This window comes from Catenuloplanes atrovinosus, assembly GCF_031458235.1.
GTDB lineage: Bacteria > Actinomycetota > Actinomycetes > Mycobacteriales > Micromonosporaceae > Catenuloplanes > Catenuloplanes atrovinosus.
Genome location: NZ_JAVDYB010000001.1, coordinates 3,633,240 through 3,654,078, shown reverse-complemented (window position 1 = coordinate 3,654,078; position 20,839 = coordinate 3,633,240). Strand labels below are relative to the sequence as shown.

20 protein-coding genes are annotated in these 20,839 nt (G+C 74.4%); 11 read left to right on the top strand and 9 right to left on the bottom strand.

Translation table 11 applies throughout. The annotated features are described in order from the left end of the window. Positions 1 to 11: 11 nt before the first annotated feature. Positions 12 to 1,724 (bottom strand): GAF domain-containing SpoIIE family protein phosphatase, encoded by a 1,713-nt coding sequence (locus J2S41_RS16450; RefSeq protein WP_310368679.1) that lies wholly within the window; start codon positions 1,722 to 1,724, stop codon positions 12 to 14. Between the two features lie 40 nt (positions 1,725 to 1,764). Beyond that, positions 1,765 to 3,075, bottom strand: coding sequence for a calcium:cation antiporter family protein (locus tag J2S41_RS16445; RefSeq protein WP_310368678.1), 1,311 nt, complete (start codon positions 3,073 to 3,075; stop codon positions 1,765 to 1,767). Positions 3,076 to 3,198: 123 nt separating this feature from the next. On the opposite strand from J2S41_RS16445, the gene J2S41_RS16440 reads away from it, so the two are divergent. The 4 genes from J2S41_RS16440 to J2S41_RS16425 all read left to right on the top strand — a co-directional run bounded on the left by J2S41_RS16440 (position 3,199) and on the right by J2S41_RS16425 (position 6,823). Beyond that, positions 3,199 to 4,245 (top strand): lysylphosphatidylglycerol synthase domain-containing protein, encoded by a 1,047-nt coding sequence (locus J2S41_RS16440; protein WP_310368677.1) that lies wholly within the window; start codon positions 3,199 to 3,201, stop codon positions 4,243 to 4,245. Positions 4,246 to 4,270: 25 nt separating this feature from the next. Beyond that, positions 4,271 to 5,380 (top strand): glycosyltransferase, encoded by a 1,110-nt coding sequence (locus J2S41_RS16435; protein WP_310368676.1) that lies wholly within the window; start codon positions 4,271 to 4,273, stop codon positions 5,378 to 5,380. 73 nt (positions 5,381 to 5,453) lie between these two features. Then, entirely contained in the window at positions 5,454 to 6,242 is a 789-nt protein-coding gene (locus J2S41_RS16430; protein WP_310368674.1) for a PIG-L family deacetylase, read from the top strand. Positions 6,243 to 6,376: 134 nt separating this feature from the next. Next, on the top strand, positions 6,377 to 6,823 hold the full coding sequence (locus tag J2S41_RS16425; RefSeq protein ID WP_310368672.1) for a hypothetical protein: 447 nt from the start codon (positions 6,377 to 6,379) through the stop codon (positions 6,821 to 6,823). A gap of 206 nt (positions 6,824 to 7,029) precedes the next feature. On the opposite strand, the gene J2S41_RS16420 is transcribed toward J2S41_RS16425, so the two are convergent. Together J2S41_RS16420 and J2S41_RS16415 are read right to left on the bottom strand one after the other, a co-directional pair. Continuing rightward, positions 7,030 to 7,656, bottom strand: a complete 627-nt coding sequence (locus J2S41_RS16420) for a 4'-phosphopantetheinyl transferase family protein (RefSeq protein ID WP_310368671.1) — start codon at positions 7,654 to 7,656, stop codon at positions 7,030 to 7,032. Beyond that, positions 7,653 to 8,474, bottom strand: coding sequence for a metallophosphoesterase family protein (locus J2S41_RS16415; protein WP_310368670.1), 822 nt, complete (start codon positions 8,472 to 8,474; stop codon positions 7,653 to 7,655). Before J2S41_RS16415 ends, J2S41_RS16420 begins: the two co-directional genes overlap by 4 nt. 75 nt (positions 8,475 to 8,549) lie before the next feature. On the opposite strand from J2S41_RS16415, the gene J2S41_RS16410 reads away from it, so the two are divergent. Further along, on the top strand, positions 8,550 to 9,335 hold the full coding sequence (locus tag J2S41_RS16410) for a class I SAM-dependent methyltransferase (protein WP_310368667.1): 786 nt from the start codon (positions 8,550 to 8,552) through the stop codon (positions 9,333 to 9,335). Here J2S41_RS16410 and J2S41_RS16405 read toward each other — a convergent pair whose 3' ends face one another. Both J2S41_RS16405 and J2S41_RS16400 read right to left on the bottom strand, forming a co-directional pair. Further along, on the bottom strand, positions 9,336 to 10,169 hold the full coding sequence (locus J2S41_RS16405) for a phosphatidylinositol-specific phospholipase C/glycerophosphodiester phosphodiesterase family protein (protein WP_310368665.1): 834 nt from the start codon (positions 10,167 to 10,169) through the stop codon (positions 9,336 to 9,338). It lies immediately after the preceding gene. A gap of 119 nt (positions 10,170 to 10,288) precedes the next feature. Beyond that, a complete protein-coding gene (locus tag J2S41_RS16400; RefSeq protein WP_310368663.1) occupies positions 10,289 to 12,970 on the bottom strand; it encodes a transglycosylase domain-containing protein in 2,682 nt (893 codons plus the stop codon). A 278-nt stretch (positions 12,971 to 13,248) separates the two neighbouring features. Here J2S41_RS16400 and J2S41_RS16395 point away from each other — a divergent pair, with 278 nt between their 5' ends. Continuing rightward, entirely contained in the window at positions 13,249 to 14,742 is a 1,494-nt protein-coding gene (locus tag J2S41_RS16395) for an MFS transporter (protein ID WP_310368660.1), read from the top strand. Positions 14,743 to 14,746: 4 nt separating this feature from the next. Continuing rightward, positions 14,747 to 15,328: a TetR/AcrR family transcriptional regulator gene (locus J2S41_RS16390; protein ID WP_310368658.1), complete on the top strand. Its 582-nt coding sequence runs from the start codon at positions 14,747 to 14,749 to the stop codon at positions 15,326 to 15,328. Here J2S41_RS16390 and J2S41_RS16385 read toward each other — a convergent pair. After that, positions 15,309 to 15,854 carry a hypothetical protein gene (locus J2S41_RS16385; protein WP_310368656.1) on the bottom strand — a complete coding sequence of 182 codons (546 nt, stop codon included), beginning with the start codon at positions 15,852 to 15,854 and terminating at the stop codon, positions 15,309 to 15,311. The genes J2S41_RS16390 and J2S41_RS16385 overlap by 20 nt on opposite strands. A 45-nt stretch (positions 15,855 to 15,899) precedes the next feature. Here J2S41_RS16385 and J2S41_RS16380 point away from each other — a divergent pair, with 45 nt between their 5' ends. The 3 genes from J2S41_RS16380 to J2S41_RS16370 all read left to right on the top strand — a co-directional run bounded on the left by J2S41_RS16380 (position 15,900) and on the right by J2S41_RS16370 (position 18,775). Continuing rightward, on the top strand, positions 15,900 to 16,628 hold the full coding sequence (locus J2S41_RS16380; RefSeq protein WP_310368655.1) for a tetratricopeptide repeat protein: 729 nt from the start codon (positions 15,900 to 15,902) through the stop codon (positions 16,626 to 16,628). 86 nt (positions 16,629 to 16,714) lie between these two features. Further along, the gene (locus J2S41_RS16375) at positions 16,715 to 18,151 is read left to right on the top strand and encodes a glycoside hydrolase family 76 protein (RefSeq protein ID WP_310368653.1); all 1,437 of its coding nucleotides are present in this window, start codon (positions 16,715 to 16,717) and stop codon (positions 18,149 to 18,151) included. 93 nt (positions 18,152 to 18,244) lie between these two features. Further along, entirely contained in the window at positions 18,245 to 18,775 is a 531-nt protein-coding gene (locus tag J2S41_RS16370; protein ID WP_310368651.1) for a GNAT family N-acetyltransferase, read from the top strand. Here J2S41_RS16370 and J2S41_RS16365 read toward each other — a convergent pair. Together J2S41_RS16365 and J2S41_RS16360 are read right to left on the bottom strand one after the other, a co-directional pair. Beyond that, positions 18,708 to 19,640: an enoyl-CoA hydratase/isomerase family protein gene (locus J2S41_RS16365; protein WP_310368648.1), complete on the bottom strand. Its 933-nt coding sequence runs from the start codon at positions 19,638 to 19,640 to the stop codon at positions 18,708 to 18,710. The two genes, J2S41_RS16370 and J2S41_RS16365, sit on opposite strands and share 68 nt — an antisense overlap. 64 nt (positions 19,641 to 19,704) lie before the next feature. Further along, positions 19,705 to 20,199: a MarR family winged helix-turn-helix transcriptional regulator gene (locus J2S41_RS16360; RefSeq protein WP_310368646.1), complete on the bottom strand. Its 495-nt coding sequence runs from the start codon at positions 20,197 to 20,199 to the stop codon at positions 19,705 to 19,707. Positions 20,200 to 20,318: 119 nt separating this feature from the next. Here J2S41_RS16360 and J2S41_RS16355 point away from each other — a divergent pair, with 119 nt between their 5' ends. Continuing rightward, positions 20,319 to 20,834 (top strand): cupin domain-containing protein, encoded by a 516-nt coding sequence (locus J2S41_RS16355; RefSeq protein WP_310368645.1) that lies wholly within the window; start codon positions 20,319 to 20,321, stop codon positions 20,832 to 20,834. Positions 20,835 to 20,839 lie beyond the last annotated feature (5 nt).

Below are 20,839 nucleotides of genomic sequence, written 5' to 3'. Positions count from 1 at the left end.
GTTTCACGCCCTCACGGCACGGACACCACGAGCAGCGCCACGTCGTCCTCGTACCGGCTGCCGACGCGGCTGACCAGCGTGTCCGCGATGCGCTCGGGATCGTCGGCGGCGTGCCGGCGCAGCAGCTCCCGCACCCGGTCCAGGCCCACGTCGATCGGGTCGGTGCGCGTCTCGACCAGCCCGTCCGTGTGCAGCACCAGCACCGCGCCCGGCGGCAGCTCCACGGTCTGGCTGCGCCGCGCGGGGTGCCGGAACGCGCCGAGCAGCGGATCGCCGCCGTCCAGCGCGACGACGCCACCGCCCGCCACGGCCAGCAGCGGCGGCGGGTGGCCCGCGTTCGACCAGGTCAGCGCGTACCGGCCGGTGGGCGTGCGGTCCAGGTACGCGAGCACGGCCGTGGTCAGCTCCGGCGCGTGCAGCGCCCGGCTGGTGTGCTCCAGCCGGCGCAGCACCGCGGCGGGCGACTCCCGCCGGTCGATCAGCAGCGTGCGGAGGATGCTGCGCAACTGGCTCATGGCGGCCGCGGCCTGGATGCTGTGCCCGCTCACGTCGCCGATCACCAGCGCGAGCCGGTGCTCGTCGATGCGGATCGCGTCGTACCAGTCGCCGCCGACGTGGTCCGCGTGGTGGGCGGGCAGGTAGCGGGCCGCCATCCGCACCTGGCCGTGCGTGGGCAGCGGGGACAGCAGCGCCTTCTGCATGGTGGAGGCCGCGTCCCGGCGGTCGGCGAGCGTGCCCGCGCGGCCGAGCGCCTGCGCCACGTAGCCGGCCAGCGCGGCGAGCACGGCCTGCTCCGTGTCGTCGAGCGGGTTGGGCTGCTTCCAGACGAACGTGAGCGCGCCGATCGGGCCCTCCGGCCCGGGCAGCGGCACGCTGGCGCCGGACTGCCAGCCCATCTCGGCGAACGTCGGCGCCGCGTCCGGCACCTGGGCCGCGACCGCCGCCGGGTCCGGCAGCAGCACCATCTCGCCGCGGTCGGCGGCGAGCGCGGACGGGGTGGTGGCGGTGCGGTCGTACCGGTTCCACCGGCGGGCCACCTCGGTGGGCAGCGAGTCGCCGCTGTGCAGGTGCACGCTGCTCGCGTCGGTCAGCGACAGCCCGACGTAGGCCGGGTCGAGCGTGCCGGTCACCAGGTGCCGCACCGCGTCGACGACGTCCGAGATCGTGCTGGTGTCCGCGAGCGTGGTGCTGGCCCGCAGCAGCAACTGACTGCGGTCGAAGGCGGCGCCGGCGCGCCGGGTGGCGATCCGCAACCGCAGGCTGTCCGAGCAGGCGGCGGCCAGGTCGGACAGCAGCGCCAGCTCCTCCTCGGTCCAGGCGTGCGACTCGTCGTCGATCGCGCACAGCGCGCCGAGCACCCGGCCCTCCGCGTCGGTCAGCGGCATGCCGGCGTACCCGATCACGTTCAGGTCCTCGATCGCGAGGTGCCCGGTGACCCGGGGGTCGGTCCGCGCGTCCGTGACCACCAGCGGCTCGGCGCTGAGCACCACGGGCTGGCAGAACGCGTGCGACAGCGTGGTCTCGCGCCGCGTCATCCACGGCTCGGCCAGCCCGAACGCGCCGGGGAGGAACTGCCGCTCGTCGCTGACCAGCGAGACCAGCGCGACCGGCACGCCGAGCACGCGGCGGACCAGGTCGGCGAACCGGTCGAACATCTCGTCCGGTGCGGCGCCCAGCCCGGTACGGGCCAGCGCGTCCAGCCGGCCCGGATCCGACAGTGACACGGTCACCTCCCCGTACGCCGGAGCGGCAAGTATAGGTGCGTCATCCGCGCTGCCCGGCGCCCTCCGGGTCCCACTCGGGGACCTGGTCCAAGCGTGCCACCGTGCCCTCCCGGAACAGGCGGACCGCGCGGCGCCGGGAGACCACCATCATGATCGCGGCGAGCGCCAGGTAGACGGCGGAGAGCACGATCAGCACGGTGCGGTTGGCGGCGTCGGAGAGCGTCAGGCTGGCCGTGAACTGCGCGCCGAACAGCCCGATCAGCACGGCCGAGCCCCACAGCGTGAGCCGCAGGTCGAGCAGCAGGCTCACCGCGAACAGCGACTGCGCCGCGGTGATCAGCAGCTCGTACCGCTGGTGACCGCTGAGCGGCAGGCCGTGCGGGCTGCCGGAGGAGATGGCGAACACGATCGGGATCGTGCCGACCAGCAGCGTCCACTGGTTGACCTTGCTGGACAGCAGCGTGCCGAGCGCGTGCGAGGCGCGCAGCCGCCACGCGTAGAGGCAGGCCACGATCAGCTCCGGCGCCTCGCTGGCGACCGGCGCGGCCCACTGCACCAGCAGGAAGCGGTCGATGCCGAGCTGCTCGCCGGTGCCGACCACGGAGTCGGCGAAGTGCTCCGCGGTGACCAGGATGACCGCGGCCGCCACGGCGAACAGGCCGGCCAGCCACCAGCGGCGGGCGCGCCGGCCCCGATCGGCGATCCAGGCGGCGGTGCCGATCAGGTCCGGCTCCTCGACCGGGGCCTGGGACAGCCGCCACGCGTACAGGACGAAGATGCTGACCAGCACTGCCGCGTCGACCAGCGTGAGCGAGTGCCGCAGCGGCAGCGTCAGCGAGTAGACGGTGGCCACGCCGAGCGCGACCACCTCGATCGACATGGGCCGGGCCAGCCGTACGTGGCCGGGCGCGGGCACGCTCGGCTCCCGGTCCGCGCGGCGCGGGTGGCGGCGGGCGACCAGCGCGGCGATCAGCACCACCAGCGGCCAGCCGATGCCGACCAGCACCCGGTTCGCGCCGGTCATGTTGGCCAGCGCCAGCGCGCACGGGTCCTCGCCCGCGACCGGGGCGCAGTGCCCCTCGGCCGCGAACGTCTCGCCGGCCCGCCAGGTGAAGACGAAGTCGACCGCGTACTCCGGCAGCACCGCCAGGAACGCCAGGAACGCGAGCGCCACCCCGGCGCTCACCTCGGACTGCGCGGCCTCCGCGGCCCAGGAGAGCAGGAACGCGGCGCCGATGATCGCGGCGCCGAAGACGACCGCGGCCACCACCGGCGTGAGTGCGACGGACGGCAGGCCGAGGTAGTCGGCGAGCCCGGCGTAGGCGCCGGGGAGGGCGGCCAGAGCCGCCACGGCCAGAGGCCACGGTGCGGGGGACATGCCGGGCGTTTACCCCGCGGAGTGGATTTTGTACCGCCCCGCAACGCGTGCCCGAAACGGCTTAAATACCCGTAAAACGCACCATCGAAGGCTACCGTGAGTTATCTACCGGTGGCCGGGGAGGAGTGGATGGAGCGGACCGCGACGTCGCGGCGCGGACGGCTGCGACGCCTCGGACTGCTGCTGGCGGCCGTGCTGGTCGTGGCCTGGGCCGGGCATCACCTGGCCGAGGCGGGCGCCTCCTGGACCGCCGCCTGGGCGTCGATCAGCCAGGTCGGCTGGCGCTGGCTGCTGCTGCTCGGCACCGTCTGGCTGGCCGGCCTCTGGGTGCACACGTTCGTGCTGGACGCGTCGCTGCCCGGCCTGACCCACCTGCGCGCGCTCACGCTCAACCTCTCCGGCAGCGCGGTCGCGAACGTGCTGCCGCTCGGCGGCGTCGCCGGCACCGTGCTCAACCTGACCATGGTGCGCGGCTGGGGACACACGAACCGTGACTTCGCCCGCTTCGTGGTGGTGTCCAAGGTCTGGGACGTGGCCGCGCGGCTGATGCTGCCGGTGGTCGCGGTCGTGGCGCTGATGGCGGCCGGGCGGCTCCGGCCGTGGCCGCCGTGGCTCGGCGTCGCGGTGCTCGCCGCGGTCGCGGGCGCGCTGCTGGTCGCGGCCTCGCTCGGCCAAGCCCGCCCGCTGCTGCGCCTGGTGACGCTCGCCGAACGGCTGGCCCGCGGAGCCTCGCCCGGCTGGACCGGCGCGGTCGCGGCGCTCCTGGACGGCGTGGACCGGCTGGTACGGCGGCGGTGGCGGCCGCTCACCGCGGGCATGGCCGGCTACTGCCTGTCCGAGGGCGTGCTGCTCTGGCTCTGCCTCACCGCCGTCGGCGTGACCGTACCGGTGCCGGTCCTGCTCGCCGGCCTCGCCGCCGCCCGCGGCCTCACCCTCGCCGCGCTCACGCCGGGCGGCACCGGACTGGTCGAGACCGGCGCGGTCGCGGTGCTCATCGGGCTCGGCGTGGACGCCACCGGCGCGCTCGCCGGGGTGCTGCTCTTCCGCGGCCTCGTCTTCGCCGCCGAGATCCCGGTCGGCGGCATCGCGGTCCTGCTGTGGCTCGCCGCGCGCCGTCGCGGCGACCGCCCGACACCGGCGTGAGCCGTCGACCCCGGAGAACCCGACCATGCGCATCGCCCACGTGACCGACGTCTACCTGCCCCGTCTCGGCGGCGTGGAGCTCCAGGTCCGCGACCTCGCCGCCCGGCAGGCCGCGGCCGGCCACGCCCCCTTCGTGATCACCGCGACCGGGTCGCCGTCCCCGGTGGAGCACGAGCCGGTTCCGGTGGTTCGGCTGAGCGCGCCCGGCGCCGGGCCGTACCGCGCGGTCCGGGGCCGGGAACTGTGCCGGGTGCTGCGGGAGCGCGGCGCGCAGGCGGTGCACGCGCACGTGTCCGCGTTCTCGCCGCTGGCCTGGAGCGCGGCCCGGCTGGCCGGCGCGCACGGCGTACCCACGGTGGTCTCCGTGCATTCGATGTGGCACGACGTGATCCCGCTGATGCGCTGGTACGCGCGCCGCCGCGGCGCCACCCGCTGGCCGGTCGACTGGGCCGCGGTCAGCACCGCCGCGGCCGCCGCGGTCCGCGAGGCGCTCGACGGCACGCCGGTCGCGGTGCTGCCCAACGGCATCGACCCGGCCGCCTGGCTGGCCCCGCCGGTCGCGCCGCGGGACGGGCCGCCGACCGTGGTCAGCGTGATGCGCATGGTCCGCCGCAAACGGCCCCGGCCGCTGCTGCGCGCGCTGCTGGCGCTGCACGACGCGCACCCCGGCGGCTTCCGCGCGATCCTGGTCGGCGACGGGCCGCAGCTTCCGCGCCTGCGGGCCGAGGTCGCCGGGTCGGGGATGACCTCGGGGGTACGGCTGACCGGCGCGCTGCCCCGCCACGAGATCCGGGCGCTGCTGGCCGCCGCGGACCTCTACGTCGCGCCCGCGCCGCGCGAGTCGTTCGGCATCGCCGCGCTCGAGGCCCGCTGCGCCGGCCTGCCCGTGGTGGCGCGGCAGGGCAGCGGCGTCGCGGACTTCGTCGAGCACGGCGTGGACGGCTGGCTGGTCGGCTCCGACGCCGAGCTGATCTCCACGCTCGCGCGCCTGCTGACCTCACCCGCGCTGCTCGCGGACGTGGCCCGGCACAACCGCGCGGTCGTGCCCCGCCTCCACTGGGACACCGTCCTCGCCGCCGCCGACACCCGCTACGCCGCCGCCGCCCGCCTCCGCGACCCGCTGGTGCGGGTGTGAGGCCGGCGATCGGCCCGGCGCGGGCCGCCGCGGGCCGGATGCCCGGCGGCGAGCTGGCGGGCGACGGGGCGGCATGACCTACACGATCGTGTCCTTCCACGCGCATCCGGACGACGAGACGCTGCTGACCGGGGGCACGCTGGCGCGGGCCGCGGCCGAGGGGCACCGCGTGGTGCTGGTGACCGCGACGCTGGGCGAGGCCGGGCTCGCCTCCGGCGGCGAGCTGGGCGGCCGCCGGCACGCGGAGCTGCTGGCCGCGGCCGGGGCGCTGGGCTGCGCGCGGGTGGAGGTGCTCGGCTACCGCGACTCCGGCCTGCACGCCGGCACCGGCGGGTGCTTCGCGGACGCGCCGGTCGAGGAGGTGGCGCACCGGCTGGCCGCGATCCTGCGCGAGGAACACGCGGACGCGCTGACCGGCTACGACGCGCGCGGCGGCTACGGCCACCCGGACCACGTGCAGGTGCACCGCGTCGCGCCGGTGGCCGCGCGGCTCGCCCGGACGCCGCTGCTGCTGGAGGCCACCGTGGACCGCCGCGCGCTCCGGCCGCTGCTGGCCGTGCTCGGCCTCGCCGGCCGGCTGCTGCCGCGGCTGCCGCTGGACGGCGCCGCGACCGTGTTCACCCCGCACGAGCAGCTCACCCACGCGGTGGACGTGCGCCGCTACGCCCGCCAGAAGCGGGCCGCGCTGCGCGCCCACGCCAGCCAGGCCACCGGCGGCCCCGGCATCCGGACCGTGGCCGCGCTGGCCGGCCTGCCCGCCCCGATCTTCGCCGCGGTCGCGGGCCGGGAGTGGTTCATCGAGCCGGGCCGGCCACGCAACCGGCCACTGACCGACGACGTCTTCGCCACGCTGCGCGGCTAGGGCGCGTTTACGCCGCCGCACGTAGGGCGCCGTCCCGCGTACGCGCCACGACGTAGCCGGAAGTGCGTGGCGCGGCCGACGCCGGGCCGCGGTCGAACGGCGATCGTGGATGTCCACAGTTGGCAGGAGGAGACATGACACTCGTCCCGAGAATGCTGGCGCGGCTGCTCGCCGTCGTCGCCGTGGCCGCAACGGGCCTCGTGGTCAGCGCGTCGAGCGCCCAGGCCGCGATCCACATCTATCGCCCGCCGGAGGGCACGTGCGTCGGCACGCAGGTCCTGCGCTGCATGGAGCTGCACTACGACGATCGGCTCCACCGCTTCCGCCTCTGGGTGGAGGTCACGGACGCGGCGGGCGGCACCGCCTACGACGTCGACATCGTCGAGGCGCGGGCCGACGATGGACACAGTTGGGGCGACAACGTCTACAGCTCCCGGTGGGAACGCCTGGTGTCCGGTTACGACACCTGCCAAGGCACGACCGAGACCGTCGTCATCTCGGCACTCTTCTTCTGGAGGAACTCGGCCACGAACAACCACGACGAGGAGCGGCGAACGAGCAGCGTCACCGTCACCTGCTAGGGCGCCTCAGGCAACGAGGCTCCGGTGTGTGATGCGACGCACCACGCACCGGAGACCTCGCGGTGAGGAGCCGGCGCGCGGCGGGGAGACGGCACCGGTGCCGGGTCGCGGCCGGCCACGGAGCGTGCAGGGAGGAGCGCAAGCGACGACCGGTGCCCGCGGGAGCGTGCGGACGGTGACCGCGCCGGAAGCGGGAAAATGGCATGTCAGGCTCTGGTGTGGACGATCGCGGTCAGGATCAGGCCGTCCGCGGTCAGCCAGCGGCCGGAGAAGGCGGTGACCGGCCCGTCGACCAGGAGGTCGGCGTGGAAGGTGCCGTCCGGGAGGGCGGTGAGGCGGGCCTCCTCGAAGCCGAGCCAGCGGCGGGCCAGCGGGAACCAGGCCTTGTAGACGGACTCCTTCGCGCTGAACAGCAGGCGGTCCCAGTGGGTGCCGGCCGGGGCGGCGGCGAGCCAGGCGCGTTCCTCCGGCACGCTGACCAGGTCGAGCACGCCGTCCGGGAGCGGCTCGTGCAGTTCGGCGTCGACTCCGACGGAGCGGACGGCGGGGGTACGGGCGGCGACCGCGGCCCGGTAGCCGGGACAGTGCGTGATGGCGCCGACGACGCCGGGGGGCCAGCCGGGGGCGCCGCGTTCGCCGGGCACGATGGGCGACGGGGGCAGGCCGAGCGTGGCGAGTGCGCGGCGGGCGCACCAGCGGGCGGTGACGAACTCGCGGCGGCGCTTGTCCACGGCGCGGGCGATGGCGGCCTCCTCGGCCGGGAACAGCGCGCAGTCCTCGTCGCCGAACGTCTCGGCCCAGGCGATGCCGGGCGGGAGCAGCCGTTCGATCATGCCGGGAGGATTCGGCGGACCGGGGCGGGCGTGCCGGAGCCGCGCTGCCGCCACTCGCGCGGGTAGCCGAGCGACACCTCCTCGAAGCGGACCCCGTCGTGCCAGGTGGTACGCGGGATGTGCAGGTGGCCGTAGACCATGACGGTGGCGCGGAAGCGCAGGTGCCAGTCCGCGGTCAGGTCGGTGCCGCACCACTGCGCGAACTCCGGCTTCCACAGCACCGCGGTGGGCTCGCGGACCAGCGGATAGTGGTTGGCCAGCACGGTCGGCAGGCCGTCCGGGATCGCCGCCAGGCGGGCCTCGGTGATCGCGGCCCGGGCGGCGCACCAGGCGTCCCGGCCCGGGTACGGATCAGGGTGCAGCACGAACTCGTCCGTGCAGACCACGCCCGCCCGCTCCGCGTTGCGCAGCGACTCCTCCTTCGTGGACACGCCGGGCACCCGCCACGAGTAGTCGTAGCCGACGAACAGCGGCGCGATCACCACGTCGTTCCACACCGGGTACGGATCCTCCGGCGTGTGCACGCCCAGCTCGCGGGCGACCTCGACCAGGTGCCGGTAGCGCTCCTCGCCGCGCAGCCGCACCGCGTCGTCGCGGACCGTCCACAGCTCGTGGTTCCCCGGCGCCCAGATCACGGTCGCCCACCGCGAGGCCAGCAGCGCCAGCGTGCGCTGGATGTCGGCGACCTTCTCCGCCACGTCACCGGCCACGATCAGCCAGTCGTCCGGGGTGACCGGCCGCAGCGACTCCGTGATCTCCCTGTTCTCCACGTACGTGACGTGCAGGTCGCTGACCGCGTACAACCCTGGCGTACTCATCGTGGTTCATCGTATGCGTGGGGTGGCGGCCCGTGCGCGGAGCTGGGACCGTAGGCATCGACGAAGGGGAGTGCGATGTCGCGGACCGGGCACGAGTGGCGGGCGGAGCCGTACCGGGCGGCGAACACCGGGCAGGTCCACGCGGCGCTGAAGGCGCTGGCCCGGGCCGGGGTGCCGCGCGGCGGCCGGTTCGCGGACGTGGGCTGCGGGTCCGGCGAGGTCGCGGAGGCGATGGCCCGGCGCGGCATGACGGTCGACGCGTCCGACGTCAGCGAGTCCATGGTGGAGGCGGCGCGGGCCCGGTGCGCGGCGCTGCCGGTCACGGTGGAGCAGCGGGACGCCCGCCGGCTGGCGCTGGAGCCCGGCGGGTACGACGTGGTCCACTCGTCGTGGATGCTGCACTGGCTGGAGGACTTCACCCATCCGGTACGGACCATGGCCCGCGCGGTCGCGCCCGGTGGCCTGCTGGTGTTGCAGTACAGCGCCGCGCAGGCGCGCGCGGACGGGTTCGCACTGCGCGACACGCTGCGCGCGGTGGCGGACCGGCCCGCGTGGCGGGAGCGGCTGCGCGAGGCGCCGATCCTGATCTACCAGCATCCCGCGGACGAGGTGTCGGTGCTGCTGGCCGCGGAGGGCCTGGCCGTGTCGCCGGCCGAACCGGTCGCGCCGGACCTCGGCGCCGGTGACCTGGACCGGCTGCGCGCGACGCTGCGGGCCGCCACGTTCGCGGCGCAGGCCGAGGTGCTCGGCGACGACACGGACGCGTTCATCGACGAGTGCCTGACCGCGCTGGTGGCCGCCGGGGCGCTCGACGCGCACAACGTGTGCGTCGTGGCCCGGCGGCCGCCGCTGTCCGTCTGATCAGCGCTTCGCGCGGAGGAACGCCTCCAGGCCGGCCAGGTCGTCGGTGTTGATGTGGTCGACGCCGGCCCGGCGCAGCTCGGTCCAGACCGCGGTACGGGCCGGGCCGGCCGTGTCCGGCGTGGCCCAGAACCGCACCCGGCGGCCGTCCTCGTGCGCGGTACGGACGATCTCGCGCAGCCGGGCGCGCTGGTCGGCCGGCATCGGGCCGTCGCCCTGCCAGCTGAAGACGTTGTTCCAGTTGTCGCTGATCAGCGGGATGAACTCGGCCGGCGCGCCGGCCGTGAGGTCGCTCATCCGGCCGTCGTAGAACGCGTACCGGACGGTCTGCGACTCCATCAGCTCGCGCGGGCGGTCGCCGCTGATCACGGCGGTGACCGCGCCGGTGGTGACCCGGCCGTACGCGTACCGGCTCAGGATCGTGCGGTACTCGCGCAGCGTGGCGTCCAGCGCGGTGTAGGTCGCGGCACCGGTGTTCTTGATGTCGATCAGCAGTTGGAGGGAGATCGGGCTGCCCCGGTAGACCCGGCCACGGTTCGCCCGGACGCGCTCCACCAGCGGGTCCAGGTACAGCGCCGCCAGCGTACGGCCGGGCTGGAGGTCCTCCGGGTCGTGCGCGACGAGCAGCTCGCCGCCGACCAGGTAGATGTCCGCCTCGACGCTGGTGAAGCCGTGGTCGAGCGCGTCCAGCAGCGGCCGCTCGTGCTCGTAGTCGTTGTGCGCGTGCGCCTGGGGCAGCGGCGCGGTGCGGCCGTGCGCCTGCGCGGGGGCGGCCTGCGTGACGGTGAGGAGTGCGGCCGCGACGGCCAGCACGGTCGACATGCGACGCAGCATGGACTCTCCTTCGCTCGGGGGCGGTGCGCCCCGAACGGTAGGAGCGTCCGAAGACGGTGACCGGAACCCGCGGTGAACGCGAGGGGGCGAGGCCGGTGCCGGCCTCGCCCCCTCGGTCGTTACTCGTCCTCCTCACCGCGCGGCGGCGGGCTGGAGGTGGGTGCGCCCGCGGTCGGGGAGGGCGGCGGTGGCGGGGGCGAGGTCGGTGTGACCGGCTCGTCGTCCTCGTCGCCGCCCGGGCCGCCGGGGTTGCCCGCGCCACCGTCGGGCGTCGCGGGGGTGCCGGCCGGGTCGCCGCCGTTGCCCGGTGCCGGAGGCGCGCTGCTGGTCACGGGCGTCTCGGGCACGGCGAGACCGTTGGCGAACTTGGCCGGGTCACCGATCGGCCCACCCTCCGGGAACTGCTCCACCTCCAGCTTGAGCTGCGCGTGGACGGCGTCCATGAACATCTTCCAGATGCTGGCCGGTTCCTGGCCGCCGTAGATCGGCTCGCCGTCCGGGTTGGTGAGCGCCTTCCGGTCGCCGCTGGTGCCGACCCAGACGCCGGTCGCCACCTGCCGGGTCGCGCCGAGGTACCAGGCGTCGCCGTTCGCCGTCGGGTCGGACGGGCCGAGCTCCCAGGTGCCGGACTTGGCGAACGCGGGCCGGCCGCCGTCCAGCGACACGTCGTTGCCGTCACTCGAGGCGGGGATCTTCTGCAGCACCTCCAGCAGGCTGGCCACCTGCTCCTCCTCGAAGGCCTGCTCCGACTTCACCTCCGCGCCGTCGACCTTGACCCACGCGCCGGTCGCCGGGTTCTTCCGCTCGACGCCGACCACGAAGTGGGCCTGGCGGTGGACGCCGCCCGCGGCGAGCGTGGCGAGGCCGTTGACGTGCTCGATCACCTTCACCGGGTACTGCCCGAAGCCGACCTCCACGTCGAACTTGCTGGGCGCGACCGCGGTGGGCTCCACGGCGGTCAGGTCGATCTCGTCGCCGTCGTTGGTCCACATGGATTTGATGCCGGCGTCCCGGGCGGCCTCGACGACCTTCTCCGGGCCCATCTCCTTGGTCATCATGTAGAACGGGCTGTTCCACGACCGGATGGTCATCTCCTCCAGCGAGCACGACTTCGCGCAGGCGGGCGGCGTGCGGCCGGCGTTGGAGATCTCCCGGTCGCGCTCCTCGTCCTTCTCGATGGTCGAGTCCCAGCGCGACTCCATCGACATGCCCTCGCGCAGCGCGGCCGCGAGCGTGTACATCTTGGCGGTCGAGCCCGGCGAGTGACCGCCGTTCAGCCCGGCGAAGTCGAAGCCGGCACCGTCGTCGCCGCCGTAGTAGGCGAGCACCTGGCCGGTCTTCGGGTCGATCGCGACCAGCGCGGCCTGGTGGTTCTCCGGCAGCTCGTGCATCGGCGAGGACTCGCTCTTGCGCGAGGCCGCCTCCTCGGCCGCCTTCTGTACGGCCGGGTTGATCGAGAGCTGGATCTTGTACGGCCGCTGCTGCCAGTCCGTGATGCCCATCGCCGCCAGCTCGGCCCGCACGTACTCCATGATCAGGCCGACCGGCTTGTCGTTGAGGCACTGGAGCTGGCAGGCCTTCGGGTCGTACTCGGCCAGCGTCTTCTCCGGGTACGCCGCCTCGGACCGCTCCTGCGAGGTGATCCAGCCCGCCTCGACCATGTTGTCGAGCGTGTACCCCCAGCGGATCTTCGCTTCCTCGGCGTTGTGGTGCGGGTCGTAGCCCTGGTGGCCGGTGACCGGGTCGGGCTCCGGCTGCTTGATCACGGAGGCGAGCACCGCGGCCTCGGACGCGGTGAGGGCGTCCTTCTCGCCGGGCATCGCGGTGACCGACTTGTTGAAGTAGGCCTTCGCCGCGGCCTCGACGCCGTGCGCGCCGCGGCCGAAGTAGATCGCGTTCAGGTACAGCGAGATGATCTCGTCCTTCTCGTACCTGTCCTCGATCTTGCGGGCCAGCAGCGCCTCGCGGATCTTCCGGTTGTAGTTGATGCCGGTCAGCTCCGCGGCGTGCCGCGCGTACTGCTGGGTGATCGTGGACGCGCCCTGGGTGTTGCCGCCGGAGATGTTGTTCCACGCGGCGCGGGCGATGCCCTTGAGGTCGATGCCGGAGTGTTCGTAGAACTTCTGGTCCTCGGCCGCCGCGACCGCGTGCTTGACCAGCGGGGATATCTTCTCGGCCGGCACCAGCGTGCGGTTCTGCGCGCCCAGCTTGGTCAGCTCCGAGCCGTCCGCGTACACGACGGTGGAGGTCTCCGGCTCGAACGTGTTGATGTCCGGGATGTCGTCGAAGGCGTAGGTCAGCCCCATGATGCTGACGCCGGCCACCAGGGTGACGACCGCGAACGCGGCGATCGACCAGTTGGCGATCTTCCGGCGCCGGGCACGCTTGGCCGCCTCGGGGCTGAGCGGCCCGGCGGCACGCCGGCCACGGCGGCCCTTCCCGCTCCCGGCCGGTCCGCTCCCGGCCGGTCCCGCGGGGGAGACGGGGCGGATGCCGGCGGCTCCGGGCGTGGCGCGTCCGCTGACCGGCGCGCTGCCGCTCACCGGCACCCTGGCCGTGCCCGGCACCCGCGCACCGCCGACGGCCGGGCCGCCGCCCACCGGGGCGCGCCCCGGGGTGGCACCCGGCACGCGGGCGCTGCCGCTGCTGGGACCGGATGCGCCGGGGTAACCGGGCCGGGCGCTGCCGCTGCTGGGACCGGATGCGCCGGGGTAACCGGGCCGGGCGCTGCCGGAGGCACGTGGGGGCGTGCTCGGCCCGAACCAGTCGTCCGGGCGATCGCTGTCGCCGTACCCGCTCATCTACTCACTCCCGCCAATCACCGACAGGGCACGATACGCCGCTTTCCTCCGCACGTCATTCGCACCCATCCGGCTCCTCGCCTGCCACGGGAGGGAAGACGGCCGTGCGCCCGGAAAGGTTGACGGCCGCGCGCCCCCGATCGGAACCACGATGACCAGCGGGTACGTGGGAGCGCGCACCCGGGGCGGGCGTCGTGTCCACCGTGCCGGCCGGACGCCTCGAGCTGAGCCGGGGATCACGCTGGAAACTGCACCGACTGGTCGGTAAAGTTTCGGGTATGGACACGACGCTGGAGCCCGAGGCCGGGCCGGTGCTCTCCGCGGGTCGGCGGTGGGCCGCGCTGGCCGTGCTCTGCGCGGCCGTGCTGCTGCTGGCCATCGACGGGACGGTGCTGGCGCTGGCCGTGCCCGCGCTGACCGCGAGCCTCGCGCCGAGCGCGGAGCAGATCCTGTGGATCGGCGACGTCTACTCGCTGGCGCTGGCCGGGCTGCTGGTGCCGGCCGGCAACCTCGCCGACCGGTTCGGGCGCAAGCGGGTGCTGTTGATCGGCGCGGTCGCGTTCGGCGCGGCGTCGCTGCTGGCCGCGTTCGCCACCAGCGCGGAGGCGCTGATCGGCGCGCGGCTGCTGCTGGGTGTGGCCGGGGCGGCGCTGATGCCGTCCACGCTGTCGCTGATCCGCAACATCTTCCCGGACCCGGTGGAGCGGACGCGGGCGATCGCGGTCTGGTCCACCGCGTTCGGCGCCGGGTCCGCGATCGGGCCGCTCACCGGTGGGGTGCTGCTGGAGCACTTCTGGTGGGGGTCGGTGTTCCTGATCAACGTACCCGTGATGGTGCTGGTGCTGATCTCCGGTTTCCGGCTGCTGCCGGAGTCGCGCGACCCGGACCCGGGCCGGTTCGACGTGCTCTCGGCCGTGCTGTCGATGGCCGCGATCGTGCCGCTGATCTTCGCGATCAAGCACCTCGCCGGGTACGGCCCGGACGGAGTGGCGCTCGGCTGCCTGGCGGCCGGGCTGGCCGGCGGCGTGCTGTTCGTGCGGCGGCAGCGGCGGCTGGACGCGCCGATGCTGGACGTGGGGCTGTTCCGCGCGCCGGCCTTCTCCGGCGCGGTGGCGGCCAACGTGATCTCCATCGTGGCGCTGACCGGGCTGCTGTTCTTCTTCTCGCAGTACCTGCAGTTCGCCCGCGGGCTCAACCCGCTGCGCGCCGGGCTCGCGGAGTTGCCCGCCACCCTCGCCTCGATGGTGGTCGTCGCGGTGATCGGCGTGGCCGTGACCCGGCTCGGGCGGGGGCGCGCGATCGCGCTCGGGCTGGCGGTGGCGAGCGCCGGGCTGGCCGGGGTCGCGGCGGCGGCGACCGGGCCGTACCCGTGGCTGGCTCTCGCCCTGGTCCCGATCGGGCTGGGCATCGGGCTGTCGATGACGCTGACCGGCGACGCGATCGTCTCCGCGGCGCCGCCGCGCAAGGCCGGCGCGGTGTCGGCGATCACCGAGACCGCGAACGAACTGGGCGTGGTGCTCGGCATCGCGGTGCTCGGATCGCTGCTCACGGCCGTGTACCGGGCCCGGATCGACGAGGGCGCGCCGGCCGCGGTGCGCGACTCGCTCGGCTCGGCGCTGCGCGTGCTGCCGGCCGGGTCGCCCGGCGCGGAGGCGGCGCGGGACGCGTTCGTCGCGGCCATGCGGACCACGTCGCTGGTCGCGGCCGGGCTGACGGCCGGCGCGGCGGTGCTGGCGTGGGCGCTGATCCCGTCCGGCCGCTCGGTACGGTGACGGCGTGGGACGGACCGCGGGGCGATCACCGGAGGACACCCGGCGCGCGCTGCTGGCGGCGGCGGGCGCGGCCGTCCGCGCGCGCGGCATCCACGCGTCGCTGGACGAGATCGCCCGGTTCGCCGGCGTCTCCAAGGGCGGGCTGATCTACCACTTCGCCAGCAAGGACCACCTGATCCTGGAGCTGGCCCGGGATCAGCTCGCGGTCTTCCAGGCCAGTCTGGACGCGGCGATCGATCCGGCGGACCGGGCGCCGGGCCGGCTGGCGCGCGCCTACCTGCGTTCGGTGCTGGCCGACGACGAGGTCTCCGCCCGCGAGTCGATCGGCCTGATCACGCAGCTGATGACCGTGCCGGCGGTGGCCGCGCTGGCCCGCGCCGAGGTCGAGCGGATCGACGCCGAGCTGGCCGCCGACGGCTTGCCGGAGGACCTGCTGGCCCTGGTGGTGGCCGCGGCCGACGGCCTGAGCGCGGCACCGCTGTGGGGCGGCTCGGCCGGCACCCCGGCGCAGCGCCGGCTGATCGAGCGCCTGGTCCACCTGACCCGGCACCCGGAGCTGTGGGCGGTCACCGCACCGGGTGAGTAGCGCGCACCCGCAGCGCCCGGCCGCCGTCGTGCAGGCGCCGGTCCGGGTGCGCCAGCGCCCACGCCGTCGCCGCCGCGCCGATCCGGTAGCGCCGCGCCGGCTCGCCCGCGTCCGTCTCCACGTGCGCGGACGTGACCTCCCGCAACGCCTGCCAGGCCGCGTCCGCCAGGTGCGCGAAGTCCCGGCGCACGCCGTCGGCGTGGTCGTCCGGGAACCACCGCAGCGCCAGCCGGCCGGGCCGCATCGTGCCCGGCTCGTCCGCGAGCGTGGTGCTGCGCAGGTACTGGATCAGCGGGCCGACCGGGTCGCCGTCCTCGCCGCGCGGGCGCAGGAACGCCTGCCCCCGGCTGCGGCGCATCGCGTCCGGCAGCGAGTCGTGCAGCGTGACGGTGCGGGCGTGCCGGTCGTGCGTCTCCCACCGGCCCAGCTCCGCGATCGCCGGCGCCAGCCGCTCGCCGAACGCGACCTCGTCCTCCGCCAGCATGAACGTACCGACCTGCCGCGACCGCACCCCCGCCTGGAACATCGCGCCATCATGTCACCGGCCCGGTTCCGGTACGGTGTGCGGATCATGAACACCGAGAGTTTCGCGGAGCTGATCCGGTCCACGTTCCGGCGCGGGGACACCGCCGAGGTCGTCCGGCTGGCCGAGGCCGAGGTCGCGCGCGCCCGCGCGGAAGGCGACCCGGCCGGCCAGGTGGAGGCGCTGTACGCGCTGGCCCGGGTCGCGGCGCGCGGCGGCGACCTGGACGAGTCCAGGCGGCTGGCCGGCGAGGCACTGGCGGTCGCGGTCCGCGCCGGTGAGCGCCGGCTGGAGGAACGCCCCCGGCACGTGCTGGCCGCGGTGACCAGGCTCTCCGGCGACCTGCTCGGGGCGCGCACGCTCTACGAGGCGAACATCGCGCTCAACGAGGAACTGGGCCGGCCCGAGCACGTCAACGCCGAGACGCACAACCTCGGCTTCACGGAGCTGCGGCTCGGCAACCTGGACCGGGCGCGCGAGCTGTTCGCCCGCAGCCGGGAGACGGTCTTCGCCCGCGGGTACGACGCGTTCGTACCGTACGTGGTGGTGGCCGCGGCGGCGCTGGCCTCGGCCGAGGGCGACCACGCCCGCGCCGCGCGCATGCTCGGCCTGGCCGATCGCGCGTTCGCCGGGCTCGGGCAGGTCCCGGACCCGGACGACGCGCTGGAGCTGGCCCGCGTCCGCGAGGCGGCGCTGGCCCACCTCGGTGAGGCCGCGCTGACCAGCGAGTACCGGGCGGGTGCCGCGCTCGACCCGACCCGCGAGGGTTTAGCCTAAATCAACCCTAATCACTGCCTCATCGCGTGGAACGCGAGGGATGATGTCCGCCTGATCCGGTCGCTCGGTCGCGTGGGAGGCGGACGATGAAGCGGAAGATCGTGGGAGCGGTGGTGCTCGCGGTGACGGCCGCGGGCGGGTTCGTGGCACAGACCTCGGCCGGCTCGGCCGCCGAGCTCGAGACCGCGGCGGTGATCTGCAACCTGCACTGCGACGGCCGCGACCCGGCCCAGGCCGGCGGCGACCGCGCGCCGGTCAGCGCCGCCGTCCACGGCCGCACGCTGCGCGCGCACGTCAGTGACCCGGACACGATGATCTGGGCGACCATCGAGAACGGCGCGGCCGGCGACGAGACGTGGCTGGACCGGTCGTTCGACGGCGGCCGCACCTGGACGCCGGCCGGCCGGACCGCGGTCCCGGCCGGCTCACGCGCCTGGCGTACCGGCATGTTCAACGTCGACGACTGGAACGCGCGCGGCGTCGGCGTGCTGCGCGCGTGCGGCAAGGCCGGCGACCGGCCCGAGGTGGCCTGCACGCCGTGGGTGCGCAGCACGTGGAACGCCGGTGACCGCAAGCGCGCCGCCGCCACCGCGCTGATGATGCGGTACGACCAGAGCACCGGCCTGTTCGACGGCAACGCGTGGTGGACCAGCGCGAACGCCATGTCCGCGCTGATCGAGAACGCCCGCGTCTCCGGCATGGGCAGCTACCGCTACGCGATCGCGAACACCTACGACCGGCAGATCAACGGCGCGTGGGGCCAGTTCCGCAACGAGTACATCGACGACACCGGCTGGTGGGGCCTGGCCTGGGTGGCCGCCTACGATCTGACCGGCGACGTACGGTACCTGAACACCGCGCGCGCCGACGCCGACCACATGCACGCCTACTGGGACGGCGTGTGCGGCGGCGGCGTCTGGTGGCGCAGCGACAAGCAGTACAAGAACGCGATCGCCAACAGCCTCTACATCCAGCTCAACGCCGTGCTCGCGCAGCGCACCGGCGACGCCGCGTACCGCGCCCGGGCCGAGGCCGGCTGGGCCTGGTTCCGCAACACCGGCATGATCAACGGCGACAACCTGGTCATCGACGGGATCAGCCTCCAGACCTGCCGCGGGGTGAGCGGCCCGCTCACGTACAACCAGGGCGTGCTCATCCACGCGCTGACCGAACTCAATCGGCTCACCGGCAGCGCCGACGCGCTCGGCACCGCCCGCCGCCTCGCCGACGCGGTCACCGTCTCCGGCCGCCTCACCCAGAACGGCATCCTCCGCGAGCCCGGCGAACAGGACTCCTGCACCGGCGACCAGCCCGCCTGGAAGGGTGCCTTCGCCCGCGGCCTCGGCACCCTCGACCGCGCCACCGGCGGCGCCTACACCCCGTGGCTGCGCCGCAACGCCGACACCATGCACGCCGCCAACCGCAACTCCTTCGACGCGTACGGATCCCACTGGTCCGGCCCGTACGTCGACACCAACCACAGTTGCCAGCAGAGCGCCCTCGACCTGCTCAACACCGTCTGACCCGGGGCACGGCCCTCTGCCGGGTCCGGGTGGCAGCGGACTGAACAGCGGCGGGCTGGTGGGTGAGCAGTCCGGGCGGCCACCGTGTGGGGCATGAACGATGTTCGCGACCTCGCGGTGATCCGGCGGGCCGTGGCGTCCGATCTCGACGCGGTGAACGACATGCACGCGCGCTGCTCGGCCGAGACGCGGCGGGCCCGCTATCACGGGCAGCGGGATCGGATCAGGCGCGGCGAGTGGACGGCGCTGTGTGATCCGCCGTTCGGGTTCAGCGCGCTGGTCACCGTGGAGCGGCGCACGGTCGGGCTGGTCAACGTGATCGGCACCGATCCGGCCGCGCTGTGGGAGGCCGGGCTGCTGATCGAGGACGCCTGGCAGGGGCGCGGGCTCGGCACGCGCGCGGCGGCCTACCTGGTGTGGGAGGCGCGGGCGGCCGGCGCGTGCGGCATCGAGGCGCTGGTCGAGGCGGACAACGCGCGCGGCAAGCGGGTCTTCACCCGGCTGGGCGCGGAGTGGTCCCGGGAGGAGCCGGGCACGCTCACCGCGCGCGTGCGGTTCAGCGTTCCGGCGGCGGTGAGTTCAGGTCCAGCGCCGTCCCGTCCGCCCATGGGCGCATGTCGGTGAGGAACGTGCTCTCCCCGTCCGGGCGGCGCAGCTCCAGCCAGCGGCGCATCGCGGCCCGGGTGCCCGGCGTCGGCACGCCGACCAGTTGCGACACGCCCTCGCCGTTCAGCGTCTGCAGCGCGGTCCGCTCGTAGGCCCGGTTGATCAGCTGTTTCTGCCGGCCGACGTGGGCGCGCGGGCGCCGTGCGTACCGGTGGGCGAGTCGCTGGGCCTCCGCCATCGGGTCGGCCGGGCGGACCCGGTCGATCAGGCCGGCGTCCAGCGCCTCCGCGGCCGTGCACGGCTCCGCGTCCAGCAGCAGCCGCAGCGCGCGGGCCGGCCCGAGCAGGTGGGTCAGCCGCTGCGAGCCGAGCGTGGTGGTCAGCCCGATGGTCAGCTCCGGCACCAGGAACGACGAGCGCGCCGACGCGACCCGCACGTCGAAGAACACGCTGAGCTCCAGGCCACCGCCGCCGCACGGCCCGTCGATCGCGGCGATCCAGATCGCGGGGGAGCGCAGCAGCCGCAGCGCCAGTTCCTGGAACCGCGCCATCGCGTACACCCCCGCCAGCGGCGACCGCGCCAGCAGCCGGCCCGCGCCGAGGCCGGTCAGTCCGCGAACCGCCCCCAGCACCGCGCGTGCCACCGGCATCGGCAGCCGCGGCGACGTCTCCGCGCCGTGCAGCAGGTCCGCGATGTCCCAGTGCGTCAGGTACCGGCCCGGCACCGCGCTCCCCACGACCACCGCACCGATGCCGGGATCGCGCTCCACCTGGCGCAGCACGCCGTGCAGCGCCTCCACGAGCGGCCGGTCGAGGTAGTTGTGCGGCGGCGCGTCGACGAGCACGGTCAGCACGCGCCCGTCCCGCTTGATCTGGATGCTCACCGCCCGCATGATGCGCGCCCACCATCGACACCCGAATGACACCGGGTGGATCACACCCTTTGGATCAGCGACGGCGGCGCTGGCGGGCGGTGGTGCCGCGGGGGCCTCGGGAGGCGTTCTCGTCGACGATGGCGTTGAGGGCGGCGGCGAGCGCCGGGAGGTCGAGCCCGGCCAGGTGATCGATGACGACGCGGCGGACGCTGGCGAGGTGGCCGGGCCAGGCGGCCTCGAGGCGGGCCAACCCGGTGTCGGTGAGGACGGCGCGCTGACCACGGCCGTCGGTCTCCGCGCGGATGCGTTCCACCATGTTCTCGCGTTCGAGGCGCTCGACCAGGCGGGTGAGGCCGCTGAAGCTGATCAGGATGCCGTCGGCCAGTTCGGACATCCGCAGTGAGCGGCCGGGGGCCTCGGACAGCAGCATCAGCACCAGGTATTCGCTGAGCGTCAGGTTGGTGAGGCGCAGCAACTCGGCGTCGATGATCCGCGGCAGGAACGTGGCGACCCGGGCGATGGCGCGCCAGGCGGCCTCCTCGTCGGCGTTCAGCGGCTGCTCGTTCACGCTGGGCACGCTATCAATCGCGGTACGGACGACCGCACGACACGCTGGACCGCAGTGTTTGTTTGTGCAAACATACAGCCTCAAGTAGTGATCAATGCGATTGCGAGGGACGTCATCCCATGAGCTTCTCCGTGCCCGATCTCGACACTCCGCGCGGCGCCCGCGGTGGCCTGCTCTACGTGCCGCCGTCCGAGGGGCTGACCAAGTGGGTGTCCGGTGACATCTACACGATCAAGGCGACGCGGCACGACACGAACGGATCGCTGGCGCTGATCGACGCGGTCGTGCCGCCCGGCGGCGGGCCGATCGCGCACGCGCACACCGACGAGGACGAGGCGTTCTTCCTGCTCGACGGCGAGTTGGAGTTCCTGGACGGCGACCGGACGTTCATCGGCGAGCCGGGTTCGTTCGTCTTCATCCCGCGCGGGCGCCGGCACCGCTTCCGCAACGTCGGCACGACCGACGTCCGCACGCTGTTCCTGTTCACGCCGGGCGGGCCGGAGGACCTGTTCGTGGAGGGCGGCGACGAACCGGTGCCGGGCGGGCGGCCGCAGCCGTGGGACATGGACAAGGTCATGTCGCTGGCCGACCTGGTGCAGCGCACCAAGTTGCAGGTGATGCCCGAGGAGCCGTGACCGGG